Origin of the sequence: Bradyrhizobium icense, assembly GCF_001693385.1 — a bacterium.
GTDB classification, from domain to species: domain Bacteria; phylum Pseudomonadota; class Alphaproteobacteria; order Rhizobiales; family Xanthobacteraceae; genus Bradyrhizobium; species Bradyrhizobium icense.
Map to the genome: position 1 here is coordinate 3,171,559 of NZ_CP016428.1, position 20,484 is coordinate 3,192,042.

Sequence of the window (20,484 nt, forward strand, 5' to 3'; positions counted from 1 at the left end):
GATGGCCGGTCGTTCGCGTAGGCGTTGGAGTTCAGAATGGATATCACCACGCTCGTTGGCCTGACAGCCGGTGCAATCGTGCTGGCGACGCTGATCCTGATGGGCGGTGATTTTCGGATGTTCTACGACATCCACGCCGTCATCATCATCTTCGGCGGGTCGTTCGCCGCGACCATGATCCGCTTTCCGCTCAGCGCGATCCTGCACGGCATGCCGTTAGGCGCGAAATTCGCCTTCACCATGAGCCGGCTCTCGGCGCGCGACCTGGTCGACGAACTGGCGCGGATCGCCGAAATCGCCCGCAAGCAGGGCCCGGTCGGACTTGAAAAGGTCGAGACCGACGAGCCGTTTCTCGCCAAGGGCATCCGTTACGTCGCCGACGGCTACGATCTGGAATTCATCCGCGACAATATGGAGCGCGACCGCGACAATTTTCTGATGCACCTGAACGAGGGCTCGAAGATCTATCGTGCGATCGGCGACTGCGCGCCGGCGTTCGGCATGATCGGCACGCTGCTCGGCATGGTGCAGATGTTCTCGAACATGTCGGACCCGTCCAAGCTCGGTCCGTTCATGGCCGTGGCCTTGCTGGCAACGCTTTACGGCGCCGTCGTCGCGAACCTGATCTGCCTGCCGATCGCCGACAAACTGCATGGCAAGCTGATCGACGAGGAAACCAATCGCACGCTGATCATCGACGGCATCCTGATGATCCGCGATTCCAAGAGCCCGGCCTTGGTGCGTGAAATGCTGTTGGCCTATCTGCCCGAAAAGCATCGACACGAGGAAGGCGAGCTGGTTCCGGCTTGATCGGGTGATAGCATCCAGCGCGGACATAAAGCATGGCCAAGAAAAAACGCGAAGAGGCGCATGGCGGTCACGGCTGGTTCGTGACGTTCGCCGACCTGATGGCGTTGTTGCTGTCGTTCTTTGTGATGCTGGTGGCCTTCTCCAGCCAGGACCAGCAGAAGCTCAAGATCGTCGCCGGCTCGATGCGCGAGGCGTTTGGCGTGCAGACCGAGTCCCGGCATTCGGGAATCGTCGAAGCCGACGGCCTGCCGACGCGGCCCAAGCTGAAGAATGTTGCGCATATCTCGCCCGAGGAAGCCTCCAATACCCCGACGCCCGACGAGAAGGACCGTCAGCGCGAAATCGGCGCCCGTCTTAAGGTCGATCGCGAATTCGCGCTCGCCGCGGCCTCGTTGCGCCAGGCGCTGCAGGACATGCCGGAACTGACCGAAATGTCCAAGAACATCATGTTCGAGGAGACCAAAGAGGGCCTCAATCTGGAGATCGTCGACCAGGATGGCCGCTCGATGTTCGCCGACGGCTCCAAGGTCCCGTACGACCGCACCCGCCGGTTGATCCAGAAGCTGGCCGTGCCGCTGAAGGCGACGCCGCTGCGGCTCAACATTGTCGGCCACACCTCTGCCGGCTTCCTGCCGTCACGCGGTGAATATGGCGCCTTCGATCTGTCGGCGGACCGCGCCAACGCCGTCCGCCAGATCCTCGAACGCGAAGGGCTGCCGGCATCCCACATCTACGCGGTTGGCGGCAAGGCCGACAGCCAGCCGCTGTTTCCCGACGATCCGACGCTGCCTGCAAACCGTCGCGTTACCATCACGTTGATGCGCGAAAATCCACCGCTTCCGCCCAACCTGAAGCCGTAATACGTTTCGACTACCATAATACCGGCATGAGCTGTGGCGACTTTGTGCCAGTCGCGGATCGCGCGTGGTGTTATGGTTGCGCGATGATTGACAGGCAACGCGGAAGCGCCGATAGCCGCCCGGATCAATTCAACGACGAGAACGTTCCTTCTCCATCATGGCTGTCAGCGTCACATCTACCGAAGCCCATGAGGGGCAGGCCACCTCCGGTTTTTGGGCCCTGACGCTGGGCAGTATCGGCGTGGTGTTCGGCGATATCGGCACGTCGCCGCTGTATGCGTTCCGCGAGGCCGCCACACATGCGGCTGAAGGCCAGCCGGTATCGCGCATCATTGTACTCGGCGTGCTCTCGCTGATCCTGTGGTCGCTGTTCATCGTGGTGACAGCCAAATATGTGCTGCTGCTGTTGCGTGCCGACAACAATGGGGAGGGCGGTACGCTGTCCCTGATGGCGTTGGGTCAGCGGGCGCTGGGCCGGCGGAGCTGGCCGCTATTGGCGCTCGGCGTGGTCGGCGCGTCGATGTTCATCGGCGACTCCATGATCACGCCGGCGATTTCGGTTTTATCGGCGGTCGAAGGTCTCAAACTCGTCACGCCCGCGCTCGAACACTATGTAGTGCCGCTGACGATCTTCATTCTCGTCGTGCTGTTCTCGGTTCAGAGCAGCGGCACCGCGCGCGTCGCCTCAGCCTTCGGGCCGGTCACGGCGGTCTGGTTCTTGACGCTGGCGGTGTTGGGCCTCGTCCACATCTCTGACGATCCCACCGTGCTCTACGCGATCAATCCCTGGTATGGAATCCAGTTCATGCTGTCCCATGGCGTCATCGGCCTGGTGACGATGGGCCTGGTGTTTTTGGCGGTAACCGGCGGCGAGGCGCTTTATGCCGACCTCGGGCATTTCGGGCGCAAGCCGATCCGGACCGCATGGCTCTTTTTCGTCTTGCCGTCATTGCTGATCAATTATTTCGGACAGGGCGCGCTGGTATTGTCCGATCCGTCGGCGATCGAAAACTCGTTCTACCGGATGGTCCCGGAGATGCTGTTGATTCCGCTCGTGATACTGGCGACCGCCGCCACCGTGATCGCGAGCCAGGCGGTGATCACGGGCGCCTTTTCGCTGATCCGCCAGGCGGTGCAGCTCGGTTTGTTGCCGCGCTTCGAGGTCCGTTACACCTCCGAAACCCATGCCGGCCAGATCTATCTGCCGCGCGTCAACCGGATGCTGCTGATCGGGGTCGTGCTGCTGGTGCTGTTGTTCCGCAGCTCGAGCGGACTGGCTTCGGCCTACGGCATCGCCGTTTCCACCACCATGGTCGTCGACGGTATCATGGGCTTTGTCGTGATCTGGAAATTGTGGAACTGGCGCGCGGCGACCGCGGCGGCCGTGATCCTGCCTTTCGTCGTCGTCGACATGAGCTTCTTTGCCGCAAACCTGTTGAAGCTGTTCGAAGGCGCCTGGGTGCCGCTGCTGTTCGGCGTTGCGATGGCGGTGATGATCTGGACCTGGCGCCGGGGTGCGGCGATCCTGACCGCCAAGACGCGGCGCATCGAAGTGCCCTTGATGGACCTGATCAAGAGCCTGGAAAAGCGCCCGCCCCACATCGTCAAGGGCACGGCGGTGTTTCTGACTTCCGATCCGAGCTTCGTGCCGACCGCGTTGATGCACAATCTCAAGCACAACAAGGTGCTGCACGAACACAATGTGATCCTGACCATCGAAACCGCACAAACGCCGCGGGTCGACGTTTCAGAGCGCGTCAAGATGGAAACCATTAGCGAGAAGTTTTCTACCGTGCGGCTGCGGTTCGGCTTCATGGAATCGCCGAACGTCCCCAAAGCGCTGGTGATCGCGCGCAAGCTCGGCTGGCAGTTCGACATCATGGCGACGTCATTCTTCGTGTCCCGGCGGTCGCTCAAGCCATCGGCGCAGTCGGGCATGCCGCTATGGCAGGATCATCTGTTCATCGCGATGAGCCGGTCGGCGAATGATGCTACCGACTACTTCCAGATCCCGACAGGACGGGTGGTTGAGGTAGGTACGCAGGTAACCATTTGATTTTCCAGAGCGAATTGTTTGCGGAACCCGCCGCTATCCATGCGGGCGGCGCATACCGGAGGCCTGGATTCCGGCTAACCTGTCCCTTCGCCCCGGGAGTATAGGGCTGCGCTTCGGCATTTGTGCAGTGCGGTAAAGAACCGAGGCCCCCGTCTCATGTCAGTCCAGTTTGCGATCCCCGCGGCGGAAACGCCCGCGGCGAATGGTCATGGCGAAGCGCATTCCACGGCGACCTTCAAGGCGCTGATGCTCGGCAGCATCGGGGTCGTTTATGGCGACATCGGCACCAGCCCCCTGTATGCGCTGCGCGAGGCGGTTGTTGCCGCCAGCGGGGCCTCGACCGCTGCTACGCCGCAGGCCGTACTCGGCGTGCTCTCGCTGATTCTGTGGGCGCTGATCGTCGTGGTGACGCTGAAATACGTCGTCATCCTCTTGCGCGCCGACAACAATGGCGAGGGCGGAACGCTGGCGTTGATGGCGCTGGCGCAGCGCGCGGTCGGCAAGGGCGGGGCGGCGGTCGTGCTGCTCGGCATCGTCTCCGGCGCGCTGTTCTATGGCGACGCGGTGATCACGCCGGCGCTGTCGGTATTGTCGGCGATCGAGGGCATTAAACTCGTCACCGTCACCTTTGAGCATTGTGTCGTGCCGCTGACGGTCATCATTCTGGTGGCACTGTTTGCCGTGCAGTCGCGCGGCACAGCCCGCGTCGCCTCGTTCTTCGGACCGGTGATGTGCGTCTGGTTCGCCGTGCTTGCGATCGCGGCCGTGCCGCAAATTGTTCGGCATCCCGAAGTTTTGCTGGCGCTCAACCCGCTCTATGCCGTTTCCTTCATGCTCCATCACGGCCTGATCGGTTTCGTGACGTTGGGCGCGGTGTTTCTCGCCGTTACCGGCGCGGAGGCGCTCTATGCCGATCTCGGCCATTTCGGCAAACGGCCGATCCAGACCGCCTGGCTCTTCATCGTGCTGCCGTCGCTTGCGATCAACTATCTGGGGCAGGGTGCGCTCCTGATTGCCAATCCCAAAGCTATCGAGAATCCCTTCTTCCTGATGTTCCCCGACTGGGCGCTGATTCCGATGGTCGCGCTGGCGACGGCGGCGACCGTGATCGCGAGCCAGGCCGTCATCACCGGCGCCTATTCGCTGACGCGCCAGGCGATCCAGCTCGGGCTGCTGCCGCGGTTCGAAATTCGTCATACCTCGGAAGCACATTCGGGCCAGATCTTCATCCCGCGCATCAACCTGCTGCTGTTGCTCGCGGTGATTTTGCTGGTGGTGCTTTTCCGCTCGTCGAGCGGGCTGGCGTCGGCCTACGGAATTTCCGTGACTGGCACCATGGTGGTCACGGGCATGATGGGTTTTGTCGTGGTCTGGCGGGTCTGGAAATGGTCGCCGATCGCGGCCGCAGCCCTGATCGCTCCGTTCCTGTTTCTCGACATTACCTTCCTCGCCGCCAATCTGCTGAAGGTGTTCGAGGGCGGCTGGGTGCCGCTCGCGCTTGGCGGCATCGTGATGATCCTGATGTACACGTGGCGCCGCGGCAGCCGGCTGTTGTTCGAGAAGTCGCGCAAGCTGGAATTCCCGCTGGCCGAACTGGTCGCGATGCTGGAGAAGCGGCCGCCGCAGCGGGTCCCCGGCACCGCCGTGTTCCTGACCTCCGACCCCGAATGCGCGCCGACAGCGCTGATGCACAGCCTGAAACACTACAAGGTGCTGCATGAGAAGAACGTCATTCTCACCATCGAGACCGCACCGACGCCGCGGATCGACGATGCCGAACGGGTGCGGATGGAGCAGCTCAGCGAGACCTTCTCCCGGGTCACGTTGAAATTCGGCTTCATGGAATCGCCCAACGTGCCGAAGACGCTGGCGATCGCCCGCAAGCTTGGCTGGCAGTTCGACATCATGTCGACGTCGTTCTTCCTGTCCCGCCGCGCGCTCAAACCCGCCGCGCATTCGGGCATGCCGCGCTGGCAGGATTTGCTGTTCATCCGCCTCAGCCGCTCCGCCAACGACGCCACCGACTATTTCCAGATCCCGACCGGACGCGTGGTCGAAGTCGGAACGCAGGTCACGGTCTAGGGCGAGACCCGTAAGCTATGATCGTCGGCCGATGCCGGCGTTGAAGCTCATTTCGGACTCAAGCGCCCGCCCGGATTGTTCTTGAGACTCCCATTCGGCCGACATTCCATGCCGGCCGAAGATACCCCTACCTTTATTGCTATTCAGTGCTGCTTGCGATATTCGGCCGGCGTGATGTTCATGTGCCGGCGAAAGACCCGGTTGAGATGGCTCTGATCGGCAAAGCCGCTCACCAGGGCGATCTCCTTGAGCGCCAGACGATCTTTACGCAGATGCTGGCATGCACGTTCCACCTTGCGCTTCAAGACAAAGGCATGCGGCCGGGTTCCGTAATGCGCTTGGAATTTGCGCACAAACTGAACCGGCGTGCAGTTGCAGATGTTGGCCAATTCCTCGAGTGTGATGTTCCGGAAGATGTTCTGTTCGATGTAGTCTTCGATCAGCCGCGCATGGGCGGGCCTGAAACGTCCCTGCGAGCAGGGTAACTTGAACTGCACAGAGGCGTATTTTCGCAGGATGTGCACGCTGGCCTGAAGGGCCAGCGCATCGTAACAGAGCCGCCCGCCCGGACCTCCAGCGGTCACCTCCTGAACCATTTGATCGCTGATCCAGGCCAATACCGGATCTTCCGCACGCACCAGGTCGTGGAGTTCAACGCGCTCCGCGTCGCGGTCGAAAGCTTCGCTTGCCGTTTTCATCATGAGCGCGGGCGAGATGTAGAAATGAGACACTTCGATATCGTTTCGCCAAACCCAGTTCGAAGGCTCCGCGCGCGTTAGCAAGGTCGTCACGCCTCGGCCGACGTGATCCTGTTTCCATGGTCCGCTCACGCGACGGTTCATGGATGTCGCGCCTTCCCGATAAATTGACAATCAGGAAATTCTCCGACGCCGGGACGCAGATGTCGGATGGGGCGTAGCGGAACACCCTTAGGCGAAATTCCGGCATGCCCGTCGCAACGCTGTCTAATTTGAGGTCACCACCGGCATATTGCGGAAGCTCCTCCACCGTGATCAACCGGCCCATCGCGCATCTCCCCCGCGTCTGGAATTCTTGGGGCGGTTGACCGCTCTATTCTTTAGCCAGACGGCGACCGGCGAGCATAAGGCTGTTTTGCAATTTGCCAAGGCCTGTGCGGACGGCGCTCCACGCCGGACATTTCGTCCAAAAGAATGCGCAATTCATCCAAGCCGCGAATGCCGGATGGCGATTAGCCTCCTGATCCGTCACCGGCCAGTCGGAAATTTAGAAGAGACGCCGGCCCGAGCGTCCAGCCCGCTGTCTGCCGTGAACGATACCAGACGACGTGTGCGCCGCCCGTCTCGCGACGGGCGAACGAAGCTGCACGCCGTTCAGCAACAAATGCCAATGGAGGGAAGCATGACCCAAGCAGCAACAGAGTCACGGAGAGGTAACGGCGCGCAGAAGACAGCGACCTTCGATGCCGTGATCGTCGGAGCCGGTGTCGCCGGGCTTTACCAATTGTACCGTCTGCGCGAGCAGGGATTAAACGTGAGAGTGATCGAGTCCGCGTCCGGCGTCGGTGGCACGTGGTACTGGAATCGCTACCCTGGCGCGCGTTTCGATTCTGAAGCTTACATTTATCAGTATCTCTTCTCCGAACAGCTCTACAAGGGATGGAGTTGGAGCGAGAAATTCCCCGGTCAGCCCGAAATCGAACGTTGGCTGAATTACGTCGCGGATCGGCTCGATCTCCGCAAGGATATTCAGTTCGACACGACCGTCGAGCGCGCGCATTTCGACGAGGCGACGCAGCGTTGGACGGTTTTGACCAACAAGGGCGATGCGATCGACACGCAATTCCTTATCACCTGCGCCGGCATGCTCTCGGCGCCGCTGACATCGAGGTTTCCGGGGCAAGAGACGTTCAAGGGTCAGCTATTCCATACGGCGCGCTGGCCCAGGGAGGGCGTCAATCTTGCCGGCAAGCGCGTCGGCGTGGTCGGCAACGGGGCGACCGGCATCCAGGTCATCCAGACCATCGCCGGCGACGCGGCCCATCTGAAGGTTTTCATCCGCACGCCGCAATACATCATCCCGATGAAAAATCCCAAATACAGCGCCGCGGACGTCGATGCTTACAAGGGCAAATTCCAGTTTTTCACCAAGCAACTGCCGAGTACGTTCACCGGCTTCGAGTATGACTTTGAGCATGCCTGGGCCGATCTCACGCCCGAGCAGCGCCACGAGGTACTGGAGAACTGCTGGAACGATGGGTCCCTGAAGCTGTGGCTCGCCTCCTTCGGCGAAATGTTCTTCGACGAGGAGGTCAACCGGCAAATATCAGAATTCGTGCGCGAGAAGATGCGCGTGCGGCTCCAGGATCCGAAGCTGTGCGAACTGCTCATCCCCTCCCAGTCCGACTACGGGTTCGGAACGCACCGCGTGCCGCTGGAACAGAACTTCCTGGAGACTTTCCATCGCCCCAACGTTGAGATCGTCAGCGTCAGGACCAATCCAATCGAGCGCGTGACCGCTAGCGGGCTGCAGACCGCGGACGGGACGGTCCACGAGCTCGACGTCATCATTCTGGCAACCGGGTTCGACGCCGGAACAGGCGCGTTGACGCGCATCGACATCCGCGGTCGGGGTGGAAGGGCATTGAAGGACGATTGGAGTACGGATATCCGCACCACCATGGGCCTGCAGATTCACGGCTACCCGAATCTGTTCACGACTGCCGTGCCGCTCGCTCCGTCGGCCGCCCTGTGCAACATGACAACTTGCCTCCAGAAGCAGGTCGAGTGGATCGATAACTGTATTAAGTATCTGCGCAGCAGGAATCTGAAAGTCATCGAGCCGACAAAGGATGCGGAAGACCAATGGGTGGCGCATCACGATGAGACCGCCAACGCGACCCTCATTGCCAAGACCAACTCCTGGTATCTCGGCTCGAACGTCGAGGGCAAGCCGCGGCGGGTGCTGTCCTACACTGGCGGTGTAGGCACCTATCACCGGAAATGCGACGAGGTCGCCGCGAGCGGCTACATCGGCTTCGCCATGCAATGAGCGCGGCGCCGCCAGGCATCGCGACAAGGGATTTGTCACGCGCGACCGCTGCGGTCGCGTGCGGCCGAACGCGGGCTCCAAGCGGCGCTGTGTATCGATCGAAAGCATTCACTTGAAAAAGGAGGAAGACGATGAGCACCAATTTCAATGCGTCGGCAAATGCCGTCCTCGATGGGGTCGTTGCGTCAAACCCGGGCGTCCCCGGCGTGGTCGCGATGGTCACGGACCGTCATCGTAATATCTACGAAGGCGCGGCCGGCAAGCGTCGGCTCGATCAGGCGGCCGAAATGACGACGGACAGCGTTTTCGCCATCTTTTCGACGACCAAAGCGATCACCGGGACGGCGATCCTGCAGCTCGTCGAACAGGGCAAGCTCGACCTCGATGCACCTGCCAAGATCTACGCGCCCGACATCGGCAAGCTTCAGGTGATCGAGGGCTTCGATGCCGCGGGCGAACCGAGGTTACGCCGCCCGAAGCGCGATGTGACCACGCGCATGCTGATGGTTCACACCGCCGGCTTTGGTTACGACTTCTTCAGTCAAACCTATAATCGCTTGGCGCAGGAGAAAGGTCAGCCCAGCGTCATCACGTCTTCCAAGGCGTCGCTGATGACTCCGCTTCTGTTTGATCCGGGCGACAAGTGGGAATACGGAACCAATCTCGACTGGTGCGGTCAAATCGTCGAGGCCATCGCTGGAAAGCGGCTCGGCGACGTGTTCAAGACGCGCATTTTTGAACCTCTCGGAATGAATGAAACTACCTTCGACCTCACCGAGGCGATGCGCGGAAAGCTGGCCGGGATGCATGCACGAGGCGCCGATGGCTCGCTCACGCCAATGGACTTCGAGCTTCCCGCCAATCCGGAAGTTCACATGGGCGGCCATGGCCTCTACGCCACCGTCGGCGATTACATGCGCTTCATTCGCATGTGGCTTAACGATGGTGCGGGTGAGAATGGCCGCGTGCTAAAGCCTGAGACCGTACGCACGGCGGCGCAGAACCACTTGGGCGACAAGAAGGTGACGGCCCTTCCGGGAGTCATCCCCTCGCTGTCCAATGACGCGGAGTTCTTCCCAGGTCAGTCGAAGTCCTGGGCGCTGACGTTCATGATCAACGACGAGCAGGCGCCTACGGGACGTCCAGCCGGTGCTCTCGGTTGGGCCGGCCTCGCCAATCTCTTCTACTGGATCGACCGGGCGAATGGGTTCGGCGGATTCTGGGCCACCCAAATTCTGCCCTTCGGCGACCCGGCTTCGTTCGTCGGTTATCTCAACTTCGAAACGGCGTTCTACGACAGCCTGAAGCAGCGAAAGGCAGGCTAGACTTCGAGAGGTCCACTCAAAATTTTCACTCAGTGGTGCGGCCTCCCGATTCCCGATCGAGTGGGATGTTGCGACCTCGATCGTCAGGGATACCGCACCCACGTCAGAAGTCAGGCGCTTCATCAGGCGCGGTTCGCGCCTGATGGCGCATGTGCTGCCAGACAGCCAGGGCGACCGAGAGCGCCGCACAGAGCAGCAACCCGCCGGAAATCGGCCGGGTGAAGAACAGCAGCGGGTTGTCGTCCGTCATAATCGCCCGAATGAGGTTGATCTCGATCTGATCGCCGAGGATGAGGCCGAGGATCAGCGGAGCCAGCGGAAATCCCCCCTTCACCAGCGCATAGCCGAACACACCAAAGATGAGCAGGACGTACACGCTCTGCATCGTGTTGTTGAGCGCGTAGGCACCGATCACGCAAAGCACCAGCACGACGGGCGCAAGCACCGCGAGCCTCACACGGGTGATCTGAAGCATGAACAGCGCGCCCACGGCCAGGATCAGCACCATCAGCAGGTGCGCCAAAATATACGCGGCGTAGATGCCGTAGGCGAGGGCGGGTTGCTGGGAGACGAACAACGGCCCCGACTGGATGCCATGGATCGTCATGGCGCCCAGCATGACGGCGGTCACGGCGTCGCCCGGGATGCCGAACGCCATGATGGTTACCAGCGAGCCGCCGACATTGGCATTGTTGGAGGACTCAGAGGCGATGATGCCCTCGGGGATGCCTGTGCCGAAACGCTCGGGGTGGCGCGAGAACTTCTTCGCCTGGTCGTAGGCCAGCATATTGGCGGCGCTGCCGCCGATCGCGGGCAGCACGCCGATCAGGATGCCGACGATCGTCGACCACAAGAGCAGGAACGGACGGCCAAGGATTTCACCGATTACCTTGACGTGGGAAACCTTGAGACTCGGCTGCGCCGCCAGAACGGCCTCGGGCGTCTTTGGCACTCCTAGCTTCTCGATATCGGACATGATCTGGGCGAAGGCAAAGATCCCGATCAGCACCGGCAGGAACGGGAAGCCGCCGCTGATGAACTCGGACCCGAAGGTGAAGCGCGGCACGCTGCCGATCGGGTCGGTGCCGATGACCGTGATCAGGAGGCCGATGGCGGTCGACAGCAGGCCCTTGATGAACGAGGACTCGGCCAGGCCCGCCACCATCGCCATGGCCAGCACGAACAGCGAGAAATACTCCCACGGTCCGAACTCAAGTGCGATGGCCGCGAGCGGCCCGGTCACCAGGATCAGGAACAGTCCGCCGAGCAGCCCGCCGAAGAACGACGACCACGCGCCGAGCCAGATCGCCCGGCCCGGCGCGCCACCCCGCGCCATCGGAAAGCCGTCGAAGGTCGTCGCGATCGCCGAGGGCGTGCCCGGAATTCCCAGCAGACAAGCGATGACCAGGCCGCCAGCGGAGCCGCCGACATAGACGCCGGTCATCGCGGCCAGTCCCTGCAGCGGATCGAGACCATAGGTGAACGGCAGGATGACGATGATCGTCATCGTGATGGTGACGCCCGGCAGCGCGCCGCCGATGACGCCAATGAGCGTGCCGGCGAACAGTGGAACGAGATAATTCCACTGCAGCACCGTCAGCAGCCCATGTCCCAAAAGCTCGAACATGGCCTACCAGTTTGTCCAGCTACCGCGGGGGAGCAGCACCGAGAGATACCGCTCGAAGACCAGATACGTCACCGCCGACGTGCCAATCGCTATTGCCGCGAGGACCGCCCATTGGCGCCAGGTCGTCGGCTTTTCGAGGATAGCTTGCAGCGCGGCGACGAACAGGACGGTGGCGATGCGATAGCCGAGCAGAGGCAGAAGTACCAGGTAGAGCGCGACAATGACGAAGGCGAGCGCGACCAGGCCATAGGCCCGTTGCGGCTGCGCCGGAGCAGGGACGTCGGCCGGCTCGGCGCGCCGGGCGAGCAGGTCCTGCACGATCAGTGTCGCGCTGGTCACAGCCATGAAGATCAGAACGATGCGCGGATAGAAGCCGGGACCGACCGGCACCAGCGGCAGTTGCGGCAGTCCAAACGATTGCACGAGCAGAGCCAGACTGACCGCGAGGAAAATCAGCCCGGCAAAGCTATCGCGGCCAAGTCTCATTTCTTGGCGAGACCGAGTTCGGTCATGATCACCTTGCTCTCTCGGTCGAGCTTGTCGAGGAATGGACCGTACTCGGCGGCGCTGAGATAAGAGACGCGCGTGCCCTGCTTCTTCATCGCGTCCGCGAACTCCGGCTCCTTGGCGGCTTTTCCGCAGGCCTCGTCCAGCTTGGCGCGCACTGCGGCGGGCGTCCCCTTCGGCACCACCAGGCCGCGCAAAACCGCGTAGACGATGTCCATGCCGAGCTCCTTCAGCGTCGGCACGTCAGGGGCTTCGGGATCGCGCTTCTCGGCGGCAATGGCCAGAAACTTGAGCTGCCCTGCATCGACCTTGCCCTTCTGCGTCAGGTTGGAATCCGTCAAATCGACATGGCCGCCGAGAATGGCGTTCATGCGCGGCGCAAGGCCTTCATAGGAGACGTACTTGAACTTGACGCCGGCCGCCTTTTCGATGAGCGCCGGGAAGATGTGGCTGGTCGATCCGAGGGTCGCTCCCACGGTGATCTGGCCCGGACGCTTCTTGGCGTCCTCGGCGAGCTCTGCCCAGGTCTTCCAGGGCGTCTTGGGACTCGCTGTCAGGACCGATGGCGTCGCAGAGAGCAGGCAGATTGGCTCGAAGTCGCTGTATTTGACCTCCGTGACGCCGGCATAGTGCACAAGGTGGATGTAGTCGTGCACCGCATAAAGCGTGTAGCCGTCCGGCGGCGAGCCTTTGGCTTCGCGCGCCCCGACGGTGCCGGAGGCGCCGACGACGTTGGCGATCACGATTGGCTGGCCGATGTGCTTTTGCAGAAGCGGCGCAAATGGACGGAAAATGTTGTCCGTATCGCCGCCCGCCGCCCACGGCACGATCATCTTGATCGGACGCTCAGGATAGTTTTGAGCCGCGGCCGGCACGGCCATCGCGGCCAACGCTGCTGTCGCCGCCAAAATACGGAGCACGGTCGTCATGACGCTTCTCCCTGTTGCTGTTGATTGATTTTTTTCAATCATAGCAAGATGCCAGAACTTCGCAAACAATGATGCGACAAGGACGGTCCGGCGGCGTGTGCGGCGCACTGTTCGGCTGAGTCCACTGGCGCCCTTTGAGGCATTTCGCAGAAGCACCCTAAGCGTCTGTTTGGTCCATACCGACGGCGACGACGAGTTCGGGGGATGTCCGCTTGGGCCAGAAGCCACATCAAAGCTAACCTGCAAGCACCGTCCAACTCGGCGCTCCGCAAATGCTAGCTCGACCCGTGATCGGGGAGAGATGTCGACCAACGCTAGAGCCGTCATCCCCAAGTCAGGGACAACAGTATCAAAACAATTCCCAGCGTAGCGACGTTCCAAACCAGCGAGCGCAACAAAAATATTCCTGCTGCGTAGAGGGCAACATAAGCAACACGCGCCCCAAAATAGAGCTGCGCCCCCCATTCGGTCATCCAACCGTGCCTTCCGGAAATATGGGCAATGAGCACGGCTGCTGCGAAGAGCGGAAATGTCTCGATGAAGTTTCGCAGCGCTCTATCCAGCCGACCAGCCAGCCCCGTTAAAGCCGGAACGGCTTCATCGCGCGCACTCGCAGTCCACATGTATCCGCGTTGCAGGCTCGCCGCGTGAGAGGCCAAGACAATTTGGACAAGCCCCAGCAAGATACTGAGCCCAAGCATTTTGAATTCAAGGGTCATCGATGGTGTGTCCATGTTAGACTGAGAGGCACGGCACCATAACGCGCAATGCCCCAGCCCCGACAGTGGCGGACCATCAAAGCATGCTCTTCATTCGTAGACCTGCAGTTATTCCTCGCAGCAGGGTTCGAAGCCGCTATAATGGGGCGGTTGCGACATGAACTGGCGAACGGGCCATGGTGGCAACGAACGATCAGACCGTCACCGTGTTCGGCGGAACCGGTTTTCTGGGCCGCCGCATCGTTCAACAACTGCGCTCGCGCGGCTTTTCCGTTCGGATCGCGTCAAGACATCCGGATCACGGGTACACCTTGCCTGGTGCTGATGATCCGCACCTTCAATCCGTAGAGGCCAACATTCACGACGAGCGGTCGGTCGCGGATGCGCTTGCCGGCGCTTACGGCGTCGTGAATGCGGTCAGTCTTTACATCGAGCGCGGAGCGGAGACGTTTCATTCCGTTCACGTCGAGGCCGCGCGGCGGGTGGCCGTTCATGCGCACGGGGCCGGTGTCAAAAGACTCGTCCACATTTCAGGAATCGGCTCCGATGCCGCCTCACAATCGCGCTATATCCGAAAGCGGGGCGAGGGCGAGCGGGTGGTCCGGGCTGCGTTCGCCGGGGCAACGCTCATCCGTCCGGCGGTGATGTTCGGACCGGACGACGCGTTTCTCGTCGCCATCCTCAAGCTGCTGCGCCAGCTTCCCCTCTATCCGATGTTCGGCCGCGGCGAGACCAGATTGCAGCCGGCCTATGTGGATGACGTTGCGGACGCGATTGGCCGGATCATGCAGCGCACCGAGACGCCGGGGATATTCGAGTTCGGCGGTCCTCGTGTCTACTCCTACGAGGAGTTGCTTAGAGCCGTGGCGCGTCAAGCCGGACTCGCGCCTCGACTGCTTCCAGTCCCGTTTGCCGCCTGGCATGCACTGGCGTGGGCGTCCGAAATGCTTCGGCTTCCATTCCTGACGCGCAATCAAGTGGAGCTGATGCAGATCGACACCGTGTCATCGCCGGATATGCCCGGATTTGCCGAGCTTGGGATATCGCCGCACTCGGTCGAGGTAATACTCCAGAAGATGCTGCCAAATTCCGGAGGATGAGCTCCTCGATCAAGCCGCGGCAACGGACGGCGGATTGTCGATGTTGCGCGCAAGAATGAGGAACCAACCGTTGCGAGACACCGTTATTCACTCAATGCGAAGGGGGCGACCATAGATGAAGGCGGATACCATGGCTACATGCGAAACCTGCGGCAATGACTATGACAAGTCCTTTCAGGTCACAATGGACGGCAAGGCGCATACCTTCGACAGTTTCGAGTGCGCCATTCATGCGCTCGCGCCGACCTGCGATCATTGCGGCATCCGTATCGTCGGGCACGGATTGGAGAAGTCCGGTACGTTTTTCTGCTGCGAGCATTGCGCCGAAGGGGAAGGCGTCAAAGGGCTACGTGATCGAATCTAGGCCCGGGAATTGATGCGGGTTGGGTCCCTCCATCTCGAAGGACAATGTTTCGCTTTGCAACAAGCGCCTCGTAAGGCCGACAGGCGCTTCGCGCTCGCTGGGCAAAACTGCCGGTCGCAATGGGGCGCTTTAGGACAGCATGGCTGCCGGATAACGTTACTTGCGCCATTGGAAATTTGAGCATTGAATTCGGCGAAGATGCGCCACTACCGTAAGTAGTTTTCACGTGTGTCTGTACCCTCACAGAATGAAGCGATGAAGGAACTGGCCTGGGCGCGAGGCGAGTGGGATGGCCTCATGCGTGGCTGAACGGGAGGTCCGCCCATTTCGTTCGCCTGACTGATCGGGAGTGGCCAACGCGCAAGCCTGACGCGCGCTCCGACCGGCGCCGTCGTGGCCCAACCAAACGGGGAGAAGAACAATGAGCACCTGGCTTAGCGAGCGAGAGCAGCGTCTTGTCGCAGGCGCGGAGGCGGCATCGGCGGCAACGCCGATTCCCACTCAGATTGTTTCCAACGGCGAGTATTTGCCGCCCCCGCAGAGCGCCGTGCAAAAGAAGGTCGAGGCGCGGATCAACGAACTCGCCGACGTGAACGGCAAGCACCTCGGCCTGAGCCGCCGGCAGTTCCTGCACACGGGCTGCGGCATGGCGGCGGCATTCCTTGCCATGAACGACGTCTATGGCAATGTTTTCCAGGTGGCGCCGGCGGAGGCGCGAGAGCCCGAATTGATGCTGGCGCGCGCGCAAGGCCTCGCCGGCCAGTTCATCTTCGACGTTCAGACCCATTTCGTGCGCGACGACTTCGATCACAAGGAGCTGCTGGGGCTGGCGGACTTTGCGAGCCAGCACTGGAATCCGAAGATGAAGGAGGAGGGCGTCTCCTCGCTCGCCCGCTACAAGTTCCAGAATTATGTGAAAGAGATCTACTACGACAGCGACACCAACATGGCGCTCTTGAGCGGCGCGCCGTTCGACGACCCGAGCTGGTGGCTTCTTTCCAACGAGCAGATCGTCAAGGCACGCGAACTCATCAACGACTTCGCCGGCTCGCGCCGCCTCCTGGCCCACAGCGTCATCACCCCAAAGCAACCCGGCTGGATGGAGGAAGTCGACAAGGCGATCGAGGTCTACAAGCCGGATTCCTGGAAGTCCTACACGATCGGCGATCCGCTGGCGCCCTCCAAGTTCCCATGGCGGCTCGACGACGAGCAGGTGATGTATCCGTTTTACGAAAAAGCCGTGAAGTCCGGCATCAACACGCTGTGTATCCACAAGGGGCTGCTACCGCCCGATTACGAGACGTCGTTCGCCGGCGTGTGGGAATACGCAACCGCATGGGACATCGGAAAGGCTGCCAAGGATTGGCCGCAGATGAACTTCGTGATCTATCACTCGGCGCTACGGCCGTTCACCGAACTGCCCGACAAGGCGTGGGCCGAGTTCGAGCAGACCGGCCGCATCCAGTGGGCCACGGATCTCGCGGAAATCCCCCAGAAGTTCGGCGTCACCAATGTCTATGCCGAGCTCGGTACATGCTTTGCCAACTCGGCGGTGGCGCATCCGAAATTCTGTGCCGCGCTGGTCGGTACGTTGATCAAGGGCATGGGGGTAGACCACGTGATGTGGGGCACCGACTCGGTCTGGTACGGCTCACCGCAGTGGCAGATCGAGGCGATGCGCCGGCTCGAAATCCCGGAGGACATGCAGAAGAAATACGGCTTTGCGCCGCTCGGCGACGCCAACAGCGCCGCCAAGCAACTGATCTTCGCCGGCAATGCCACGAGGTTCTACAAGATCAAGCTAAGGGCGGCTGACAACACCAGGATGCCGGCCTATTCCGAGGACCGCCTCGCTTCGCTCAAGAATGAGTATACGCAGGCGGCCAAGGCGCCCTCGAACCTGCGCTACGGCTACGTTCGCGCCGCGTAACGTCCAACGGCCGCGCCGGCGGAGGGGCAAGCTTCGCGGGCGCGGTCGAGGCGCGGCTGCAGTGAAGGGTGTAGATCGAAAGAGGCAACTTTGTTTTGGATGAAAACCAAACGCTTTGTGCGATATCTGCTTTTTGGCTCCAATAGCCCACATCCCGGGACGTCCGTTGTGCCCCCACAACCGGCATAGGATGATTGCGCCGCAACATGCGCCAACACAATTGGCCGCATCCGGGACTGCCAAACCGGGCTTGTAGGACTTTCGATCAATTGTATTCTCAAGGGGAGCATGCGGAACTCGCATGGCTGTTGCCTGAAGGGCGCAGATCACCATAAGCAGGCGCGAACCAACGTGCCGGTTTTTGGCTGGAGACCGACATGGCCGATGGCGGATCGTTTGACACGTTCCCCAAGTTGCTACTGCGAAACGCCGCGAAATTTGGCAGCCGTCCAGCGTTTCGCCATAAGGATCTTGGCATCTGGCAGACATGGACTTGGACCGAGGTCGCCGGGATCGTTCGTGCTTATGCCGCGGGTTTGCGGCGGATTGGATTGCAGCCGGGCGACACAATCGCCATCGTCGGCTCCAACCGGCCGAAGCTCTATTGGACCATAATGGCAGCGCAGGCGCTGCGTGCGATTCCGGTTCCGGTCTATTCGGATGCGGTGGCCGACGAGCTTGCCTACGTTCTTGCCCACGCCGACGTGAAGCTTGTTGCAGCGCAGGATCAGGAGCAGGTCGACAAGGTTTTGTCCGTGTCCGACCGGGTGCCGCATCTCAGCAAGATTGTTTATGATGAACCGCGTGGACTCGGCGACTACGATCACAGCCGGTTGGTCGCAATGCACGATGTCATCGATGACGGCCGGGCTGCGCTTGCAAGCAACGCTGCGCTAGGCGAGCAGATCGATGAAATCATCCGTCAGGGCGAAGGTTCTGACATCTCGATCATCCTCTATACGTCGGGAACAACCGGCGCGTCGAAGGGCGTCGTGCTGTCAGCGCGACGGTGCATCGACGCTGTTACGGATACTGTCAGGTTCGACAGGTTGACCGAGAACGACGTGGCGCTAGCTTATCTGCCGCTCGCCTGGGTGGGAGATCATTACCTCAACTATGCGCAGGGCCTTGCCGCCGGTTTCTGCATGGCGTGTCCCGAGAGCGGTGAGACGGTCGAGCAGGATCTGCGCGAGATCGGACCAACCTTCTATTTCGCTCCACCGCGCGTTTTCGAAAACATGCTGACGCGGGTGACGATCCGCATGGAGGATGCTGCGCCAATCAAGCGGCGTATGTTCGACTACTTTCTCCGCATTGCGCGACGGCATGGCGAATCGATTTTGACCGGAAAGCCGGTGCCGGTGTCAGGCCGGCTGCTTTATGCGCTCGGACGCTTGATACTGTACGAGCCCCTTAAAAACGTCCTCGGCCTGTCTCGCGTGCGCGTTGCCTATACTGCAGGTGAGGCCATTGGCCCGGATCTTTTCGCGTTTTACCGCTCGATCGGATTGAACCTGAAGCAGCTCTACGGTCAGACTGAGGCGTTCCTCTACGTCACGTGTCAGCCCGACGGGGAGATCTACTCCGATACTGTTGGGCCGGCAGCGCCGAACGTCGACATTCGCATTGCGGAATCAGGCGAGGTGCAATTCCGTTCACCCGGCATGTTTGTCCGATATTTCAAGGATCAGGCGAAAACTGCGGAGACCCTGACGCTTGACGGTTACGTCAAGACCGGTGATGCCGGTTTCTTCGACGAGAAGACGGGACATCTGAAGATCATCGATCGCGCAAAGGATGTGGGCCGGCTGGCCGACGGAACGATATTTGCGCCGAAGTATCTTGAGAACAAGTTGAAGTTCTTTCCAAGTATCAAGGAAGCGGTCGCCTTCGGCGATTCCAGGGAGTTCGCTTGCGCCATTCTCAATATCGACCTGACTGCGGTGGGAAGCTGGGCCGAACGTAACAACATTGCCTACGGATCCTATCAGGAACTGGCGGGCCATCTACTGGTCTACGACCTGGTGGCGAAAAGCGTTGAAGAAGCGAACCGCTCCCTCGCGGAGGAAAAGGTGATGGCTGGCGCACAGATTCGCCGCTTTCTCATTCTGCATAAGGAGCTCGACGCCGACGATGGCGAATTGACACGCACCCAGAAAGTTCGCCGCGGATTCATCGCCGAGCGCTATGCGCCATTGGTCACAGCCCTCTATGACGGCTCGCATGAAGCCGACATTTCCACCGAAGTCATTTTTGAGGATGGCCGCAAAGGCGTGATCGCGGCGCGGGTAAAGATCCGCGACGTGCCGGCAATTGGCGCGACGGAACCCTTGGGGAGGGCCGCATGAGGATGCCGGACACGAGCGAAATCCTGCTTCAGGTCGAGGGGGTGTCGCTGGCGTTTGGCGGCGTGAAAGCGCTGAGGGATGTTTCGCTTGACATCAGGAAAGGTGAAATTCGCGCCATCATCGGACCGAATGGCGCCGGAAAGACTTCGATGCTCAACGTCATCAACGGCTTCTATCATCCCAATCGCGGTGCCATCACCTTCAAGGGACGAACCCGCGCCCAGATGCAGCCGTTCGAAGCGTCCCGTGGCGGCATCGCGCGCACCTTTCAAAACGTCGCGTTGTTCAAGGGAATGAGCGCGCTCGACAATATCATGGCTGGCCGCACATTGAAGATGCGGCGGGGCCTTCTGTGGCAGATGCTGCGCTACGGCCCTGCGCTGGCGGAGGAGATCGAGCACCGGCATCGGGTCGAGGAGATTATCGATTTTCTGGAGATCGAACCGATCCGCAAGGTGCCGGTCGCGCGCTTGCCATACGGCCTGCAGAAGCGCGTCGAACTCGGCCGCGCGCTTGCGATGGAGCCAGATCTCCTTCTGCTTGACGAGCCGATGGCGGGCATGAACCTCGAGGAGAAGAAGGACATGTCGCGCTTCATCATCGACGTGAACGATCATTACGGCACGACCATCGCGCTGATCGAGCACGACATGGCTGTGGTGATGGATCTCTCCCATCGCGTGGTGGTGCTCGATCATGGCGTGAAGATCGCCGACGGCACGCCGGATGAGGTCAAGAACAATCAGGCAGTCATCGAAGCCTATCTCGGCGTCGCGCACTAGGGAGCATGGTGTGAT

16 protein-coding genes are annotated in these 20,484 nt (G+C 61.0%); 11 read left to right on the forward strand and 5 right to left on the reverse strand.

The annotated features are described in order from the left end of the window. Positions 1 to 36: 36 nt before the first annotated feature. The 4 genes from LMTR13_RS14815 (at position 37) to LMTR13_RS14830 (ending at position 5,808) form a co-directional block, all read left to right on the forward strand. Complete coding sequence (locus LMTR13_RS14815) at positions 37 to 810, forward strand: motility protein A (protein WP_028349767.1); 774 nt, start codon at positions 37 to 39, stop codon at positions 808 to 810. Between the two features lie 32 nt (positions 811 to 842). Next, positions 843 to 1,670 carry an OmpA/MotB family protein gene (locus tag LMTR13_RS14820; RefSeq protein WP_065728518.1) on the forward strand — a complete coding sequence of 276 codons (828 nt, stop codon included), beginning with the start codon at positions 843 to 845 and terminating at the stop codon, positions 1,668 to 1,670. A 157-nt stretch (positions 1,671 to 1,827) separates the two neighbouring features. Next, complete coding sequence (locus LMTR13_RS14825) at positions 1,828 to 3,726, forward strand: potassium transporter Kup (protein ID WP_065728519.1); 1,899 nt, start codon at positions 1,828 to 1,830, stop codon at positions 3,724 to 3,726. Positions 3,727 to 3,882: 156 nt separating this feature from the next. Further along, positions 3,883 to 5,808: a potassium transporter Kup gene (locus LMTR13_RS14830; RefSeq protein WP_065728520.1), complete on the forward strand. Its 1,926-nt coding sequence runs from the start codon at positions 3,883 to 3,885 to the stop codon at positions 5,806 to 5,808. Positions 5,809 to 5,951: 143 nt separating this feature from the next. Here the strand turns inward: LMTR13_RS14830 and LMTR13_RS14835 are convergent, their stop codons facing one another. Further along, positions 5,952 to 6,539, reverse strand: a complete 588-nt coding sequence (locus LMTR13_RS14835; protein ID WP_236843393.1) for a helix-turn-helix domain-containing protein — start codon at positions 6,537 to 6,539, stop codon at positions 5,952 to 5,954. Positions 6,540 to 7,188: 649 nt separating this feature from the next. Here LMTR13_RS14835 and LMTR13_RS14840 point away from each other — a divergent pair. Both LMTR13_RS14840 and acmB read left to right on the forward strand, forming a co-directional pair. Then, positions 7,189 to 8,838 carry a flavin-containing monooxygenase gene (locus LMTR13_RS14840; protein WP_065732699.1) on the forward strand — a complete coding sequence of 550 codons (1,650 nt, stop codon included), beginning with the start codon at positions 7,189 to 7,191 and terminating at the stop codon, positions 8,836 to 8,838. A gap of 131 nt (positions 8,839 to 8,969) precedes the next feature. Next, positions 8,970 to 10,163, forward strand: a complete 1,194-nt coding sequence (gene acmB / locus LMTR13_RS14845; protein WP_065728521.1) for a methyl acetate hydrolase AcmB — start codon at positions 8,970 to 8,972, stop codon at positions 10,161 to 10,163. A 103-nt stretch (positions 10,164 to 10,266) separates the two neighbouring features. Here acmB and LMTR13_RS14850 read toward each other — a convergent pair whose 3' ends face one another. The 4 genes from LMTR13_RS14850 to LMTR13_RS14865 form a co-directional block, all read right to left on the reverse strand. Continuing rightward, positions 10,267 to 11,790, reverse strand: a complete 1,524-nt coding sequence (locus tag LMTR13_RS14850; protein ID WP_065728522.1) for a tripartite tricarboxylate transporter permease — start codon at positions 11,788 to 11,790, stop codon at positions 10,267 to 10,269. 3 nt (positions 11,791 to 11,793) lie between these two features. Continuing rightward, on the reverse strand, positions 11,794 to 12,276 hold the full coding sequence (locus tag LMTR13_RS14855) for a tripartite tricarboxylate transporter TctB family protein (protein ID WP_065728523.1): 483 nt from the start codon (positions 12,274 to 12,276) through the stop codon (positions 11,794 to 11,796). Continuing rightward, positions 12,273 to 13,226 carry a Bug family tripartite tricarboxylate transporter substrate binding protein gene (locus LMTR13_RS14860; RefSeq protein WP_197521108.1) on the reverse strand — a complete coding sequence of 318 codons (954 nt, stop codon included), beginning with the start codon at positions 13,224 to 13,226 and terminating at the stop codon, positions 12,273 to 12,275. The genes LMTR13_RS14855 and LMTR13_RS14860 overlap by 4 nt, the downstream gene beginning before the upstream one ends. 323 nt (positions 13,227 to 13,549) lie before the next feature. Continuing rightward, entirely contained in the window at positions 13,550 to 13,945 is a 396-nt protein-coding gene (locus tag LMTR13_RS14865; protein ID WP_065732700.1) for an MAPEG family protein, read from the reverse strand. A 176-nt stretch (positions 13,946 to 14,121) separates the two neighbouring features. On the opposite strand from LMTR13_RS14865, the gene LMTR13_RS14870 reads away from it, so the two are divergent. The 5 genes from LMTR13_RS14870 to LMTR13_RS14890 all read left to right on the forward strand — a co-directional run bounded on the left by LMTR13_RS14870 (position 14,122) and on the right by LMTR13_RS14890 (position 20,469). Next, entirely contained in the window at positions 14,122 to 15,045 is a 924-nt protein-coding gene (locus tag LMTR13_RS14870) for a complex I NDUFA9 subunit family protein (protein WP_065728525.1), read from the forward strand. Between the two features lie 115 nt (positions 15,046 to 15,160). Continuing rightward, entirely contained in the window at positions 15,161 to 15,409 is a 249-nt protein-coding gene (locus tag LMTR13_RS14875; RefSeq protein ID WP_236843394.1) for a hypothetical protein, read from the forward strand. Between the two features lie 421 nt (positions 15,410 to 15,830). Further along, entirely contained in the window at positions 15,831 to 17,339 is a 1,509-nt protein-coding gene (locus LMTR13_RS14880) for an amidohydrolase family protein (RefSeq protein ID WP_065728526.1), read from the forward strand. A 377-nt stretch (positions 17,340 to 17,716) separates the two neighbouring features. Then, the gene (locus LMTR13_RS14885) at positions 17,717 to 19,687 is read left to right on the forward strand and encodes an AMP-binding protein (protein WP_065728527.1); all 1,971 of its coding nucleotides are present in this window, start codon (positions 17,717 to 17,719) and stop codon (positions 19,685 to 19,687) included. Then, the gene (locus tag LMTR13_RS14890) at positions 19,684 to 20,469 is read left to right on the forward strand and encodes an ABC transporter ATP-binding protein (RefSeq protein ID WP_065728528.1); all 786 of its coding nucleotides are present in this window, start codon (positions 19,684 to 19,686) and stop codon (positions 20,467 to 20,469) included. Before LMTR13_RS14885 ends, LMTR13_RS14890 begins: the two co-directional genes overlap by 4 nt. Positions 20,470 to 20,484 lie beyond the last annotated feature (15 nt).

Coding starts and splice junctions, on each gene's coding strand:
- LMTR13_RS14840 (WP_065732699.1), top strand. CDS start 7,189: ATGACCCAAGCAGCAACAGAGTCACGGAGAGGTAACGGCGCGCAGAAG.
- LMTR13_RS14850 (WP_065728522.1), bottom strand. CDS start 11,790: ATGTTCGAGCTTTTGGGACATGGGCTGCTGACGGTGCTGCAGTGGAAT.
- LMTR13_RS14815 (WP_028349767.1), top strand. CDS start 37: ATGGATATCACCACGCTCGTTGGCCTGACAGCCGGTGCAATCGTGCTG.
- LMTR13_RS14855 (WP_065728523.1), bottom strand. CDS start 12,276: ATGAGACTTGGCCGCGATAGCTTTGCCGGGCTGATTTTCCTCGCGGTC.
- LMTR13_RS14860 (WP_197521108.1), bottom strand. CDS start 13,226: ATGACGACCGTGCTCCGTATTTTGGCGGCGACAGCAGCGTTGGCCGCG.
- LMTR13_RS14825 (WP_065728519.1), top strand. CDS start 1,828: ATGGCTGTCAGCGTCACATCTACCGAAGCCCATGAGGGGCAGGCCACC.
- LMTR13_RS14865 (WP_065732700.1), bottom strand. CDS start 13,945: ATGACCCTTGAATTCAAAATGCTTGGGCTCAGTATCTTGCTGGGGCTT.
- LMTR13_RS14890 (WP_065728528.1), top strand. CDS start 19,684: ATGAGGATGCCGGACACGAGCGAAATCCTGCTTCAGGTCGAGGGGGTG.
- LMTR13_RS14870 (WP_065728525.1), top strand. CDS start 14,122: ATGGTGGCAACGAACGATCAGACCGTCACCGTGTTCGGCGGAACCGGT.
- LMTR13_RS14820 (WP_065728518.1), top strand. CDS start 843: ATGGCCAAGAAAAAACGCGAAGAGGCGCATGGCGGTCACGGCTGGTTC.
- LMTR13_RS14880 (WP_065728526.1), top strand. CDS start 15,831: ATGAGCACCTGGCTTAGCGAGCGAGAGCAGCGTCTTGTCGCAGGCGCG.
- LMTR13_RS14830 (WP_065728520.1), top strand. CDS start 3,883: ATGTCAGTCCAGTTTGCGATCCCCGCGGCGGAAACGCCCGCGGCGAAT.
- LMTR13_RS14875 (WP_236843394.1), top strand. CDS start 15,161: ATGAAGGCGGATACCATGGCTACATGCGAAACCTGCGGCAATGACTAT.
- acmB (WP_065728521.1), top strand. CDS start 8,970: ATGAGCACCAATTTCAATGCGTCGGCAAATGCCGTCCTCGATGGGGTC.
- LMTR13_RS14885 (WP_065728527.1), top strand. CDS start 17,717: ATGGCCGATGGCGGATCGTTTGACACGTTCCCCAAGTTGCTACTGCGA.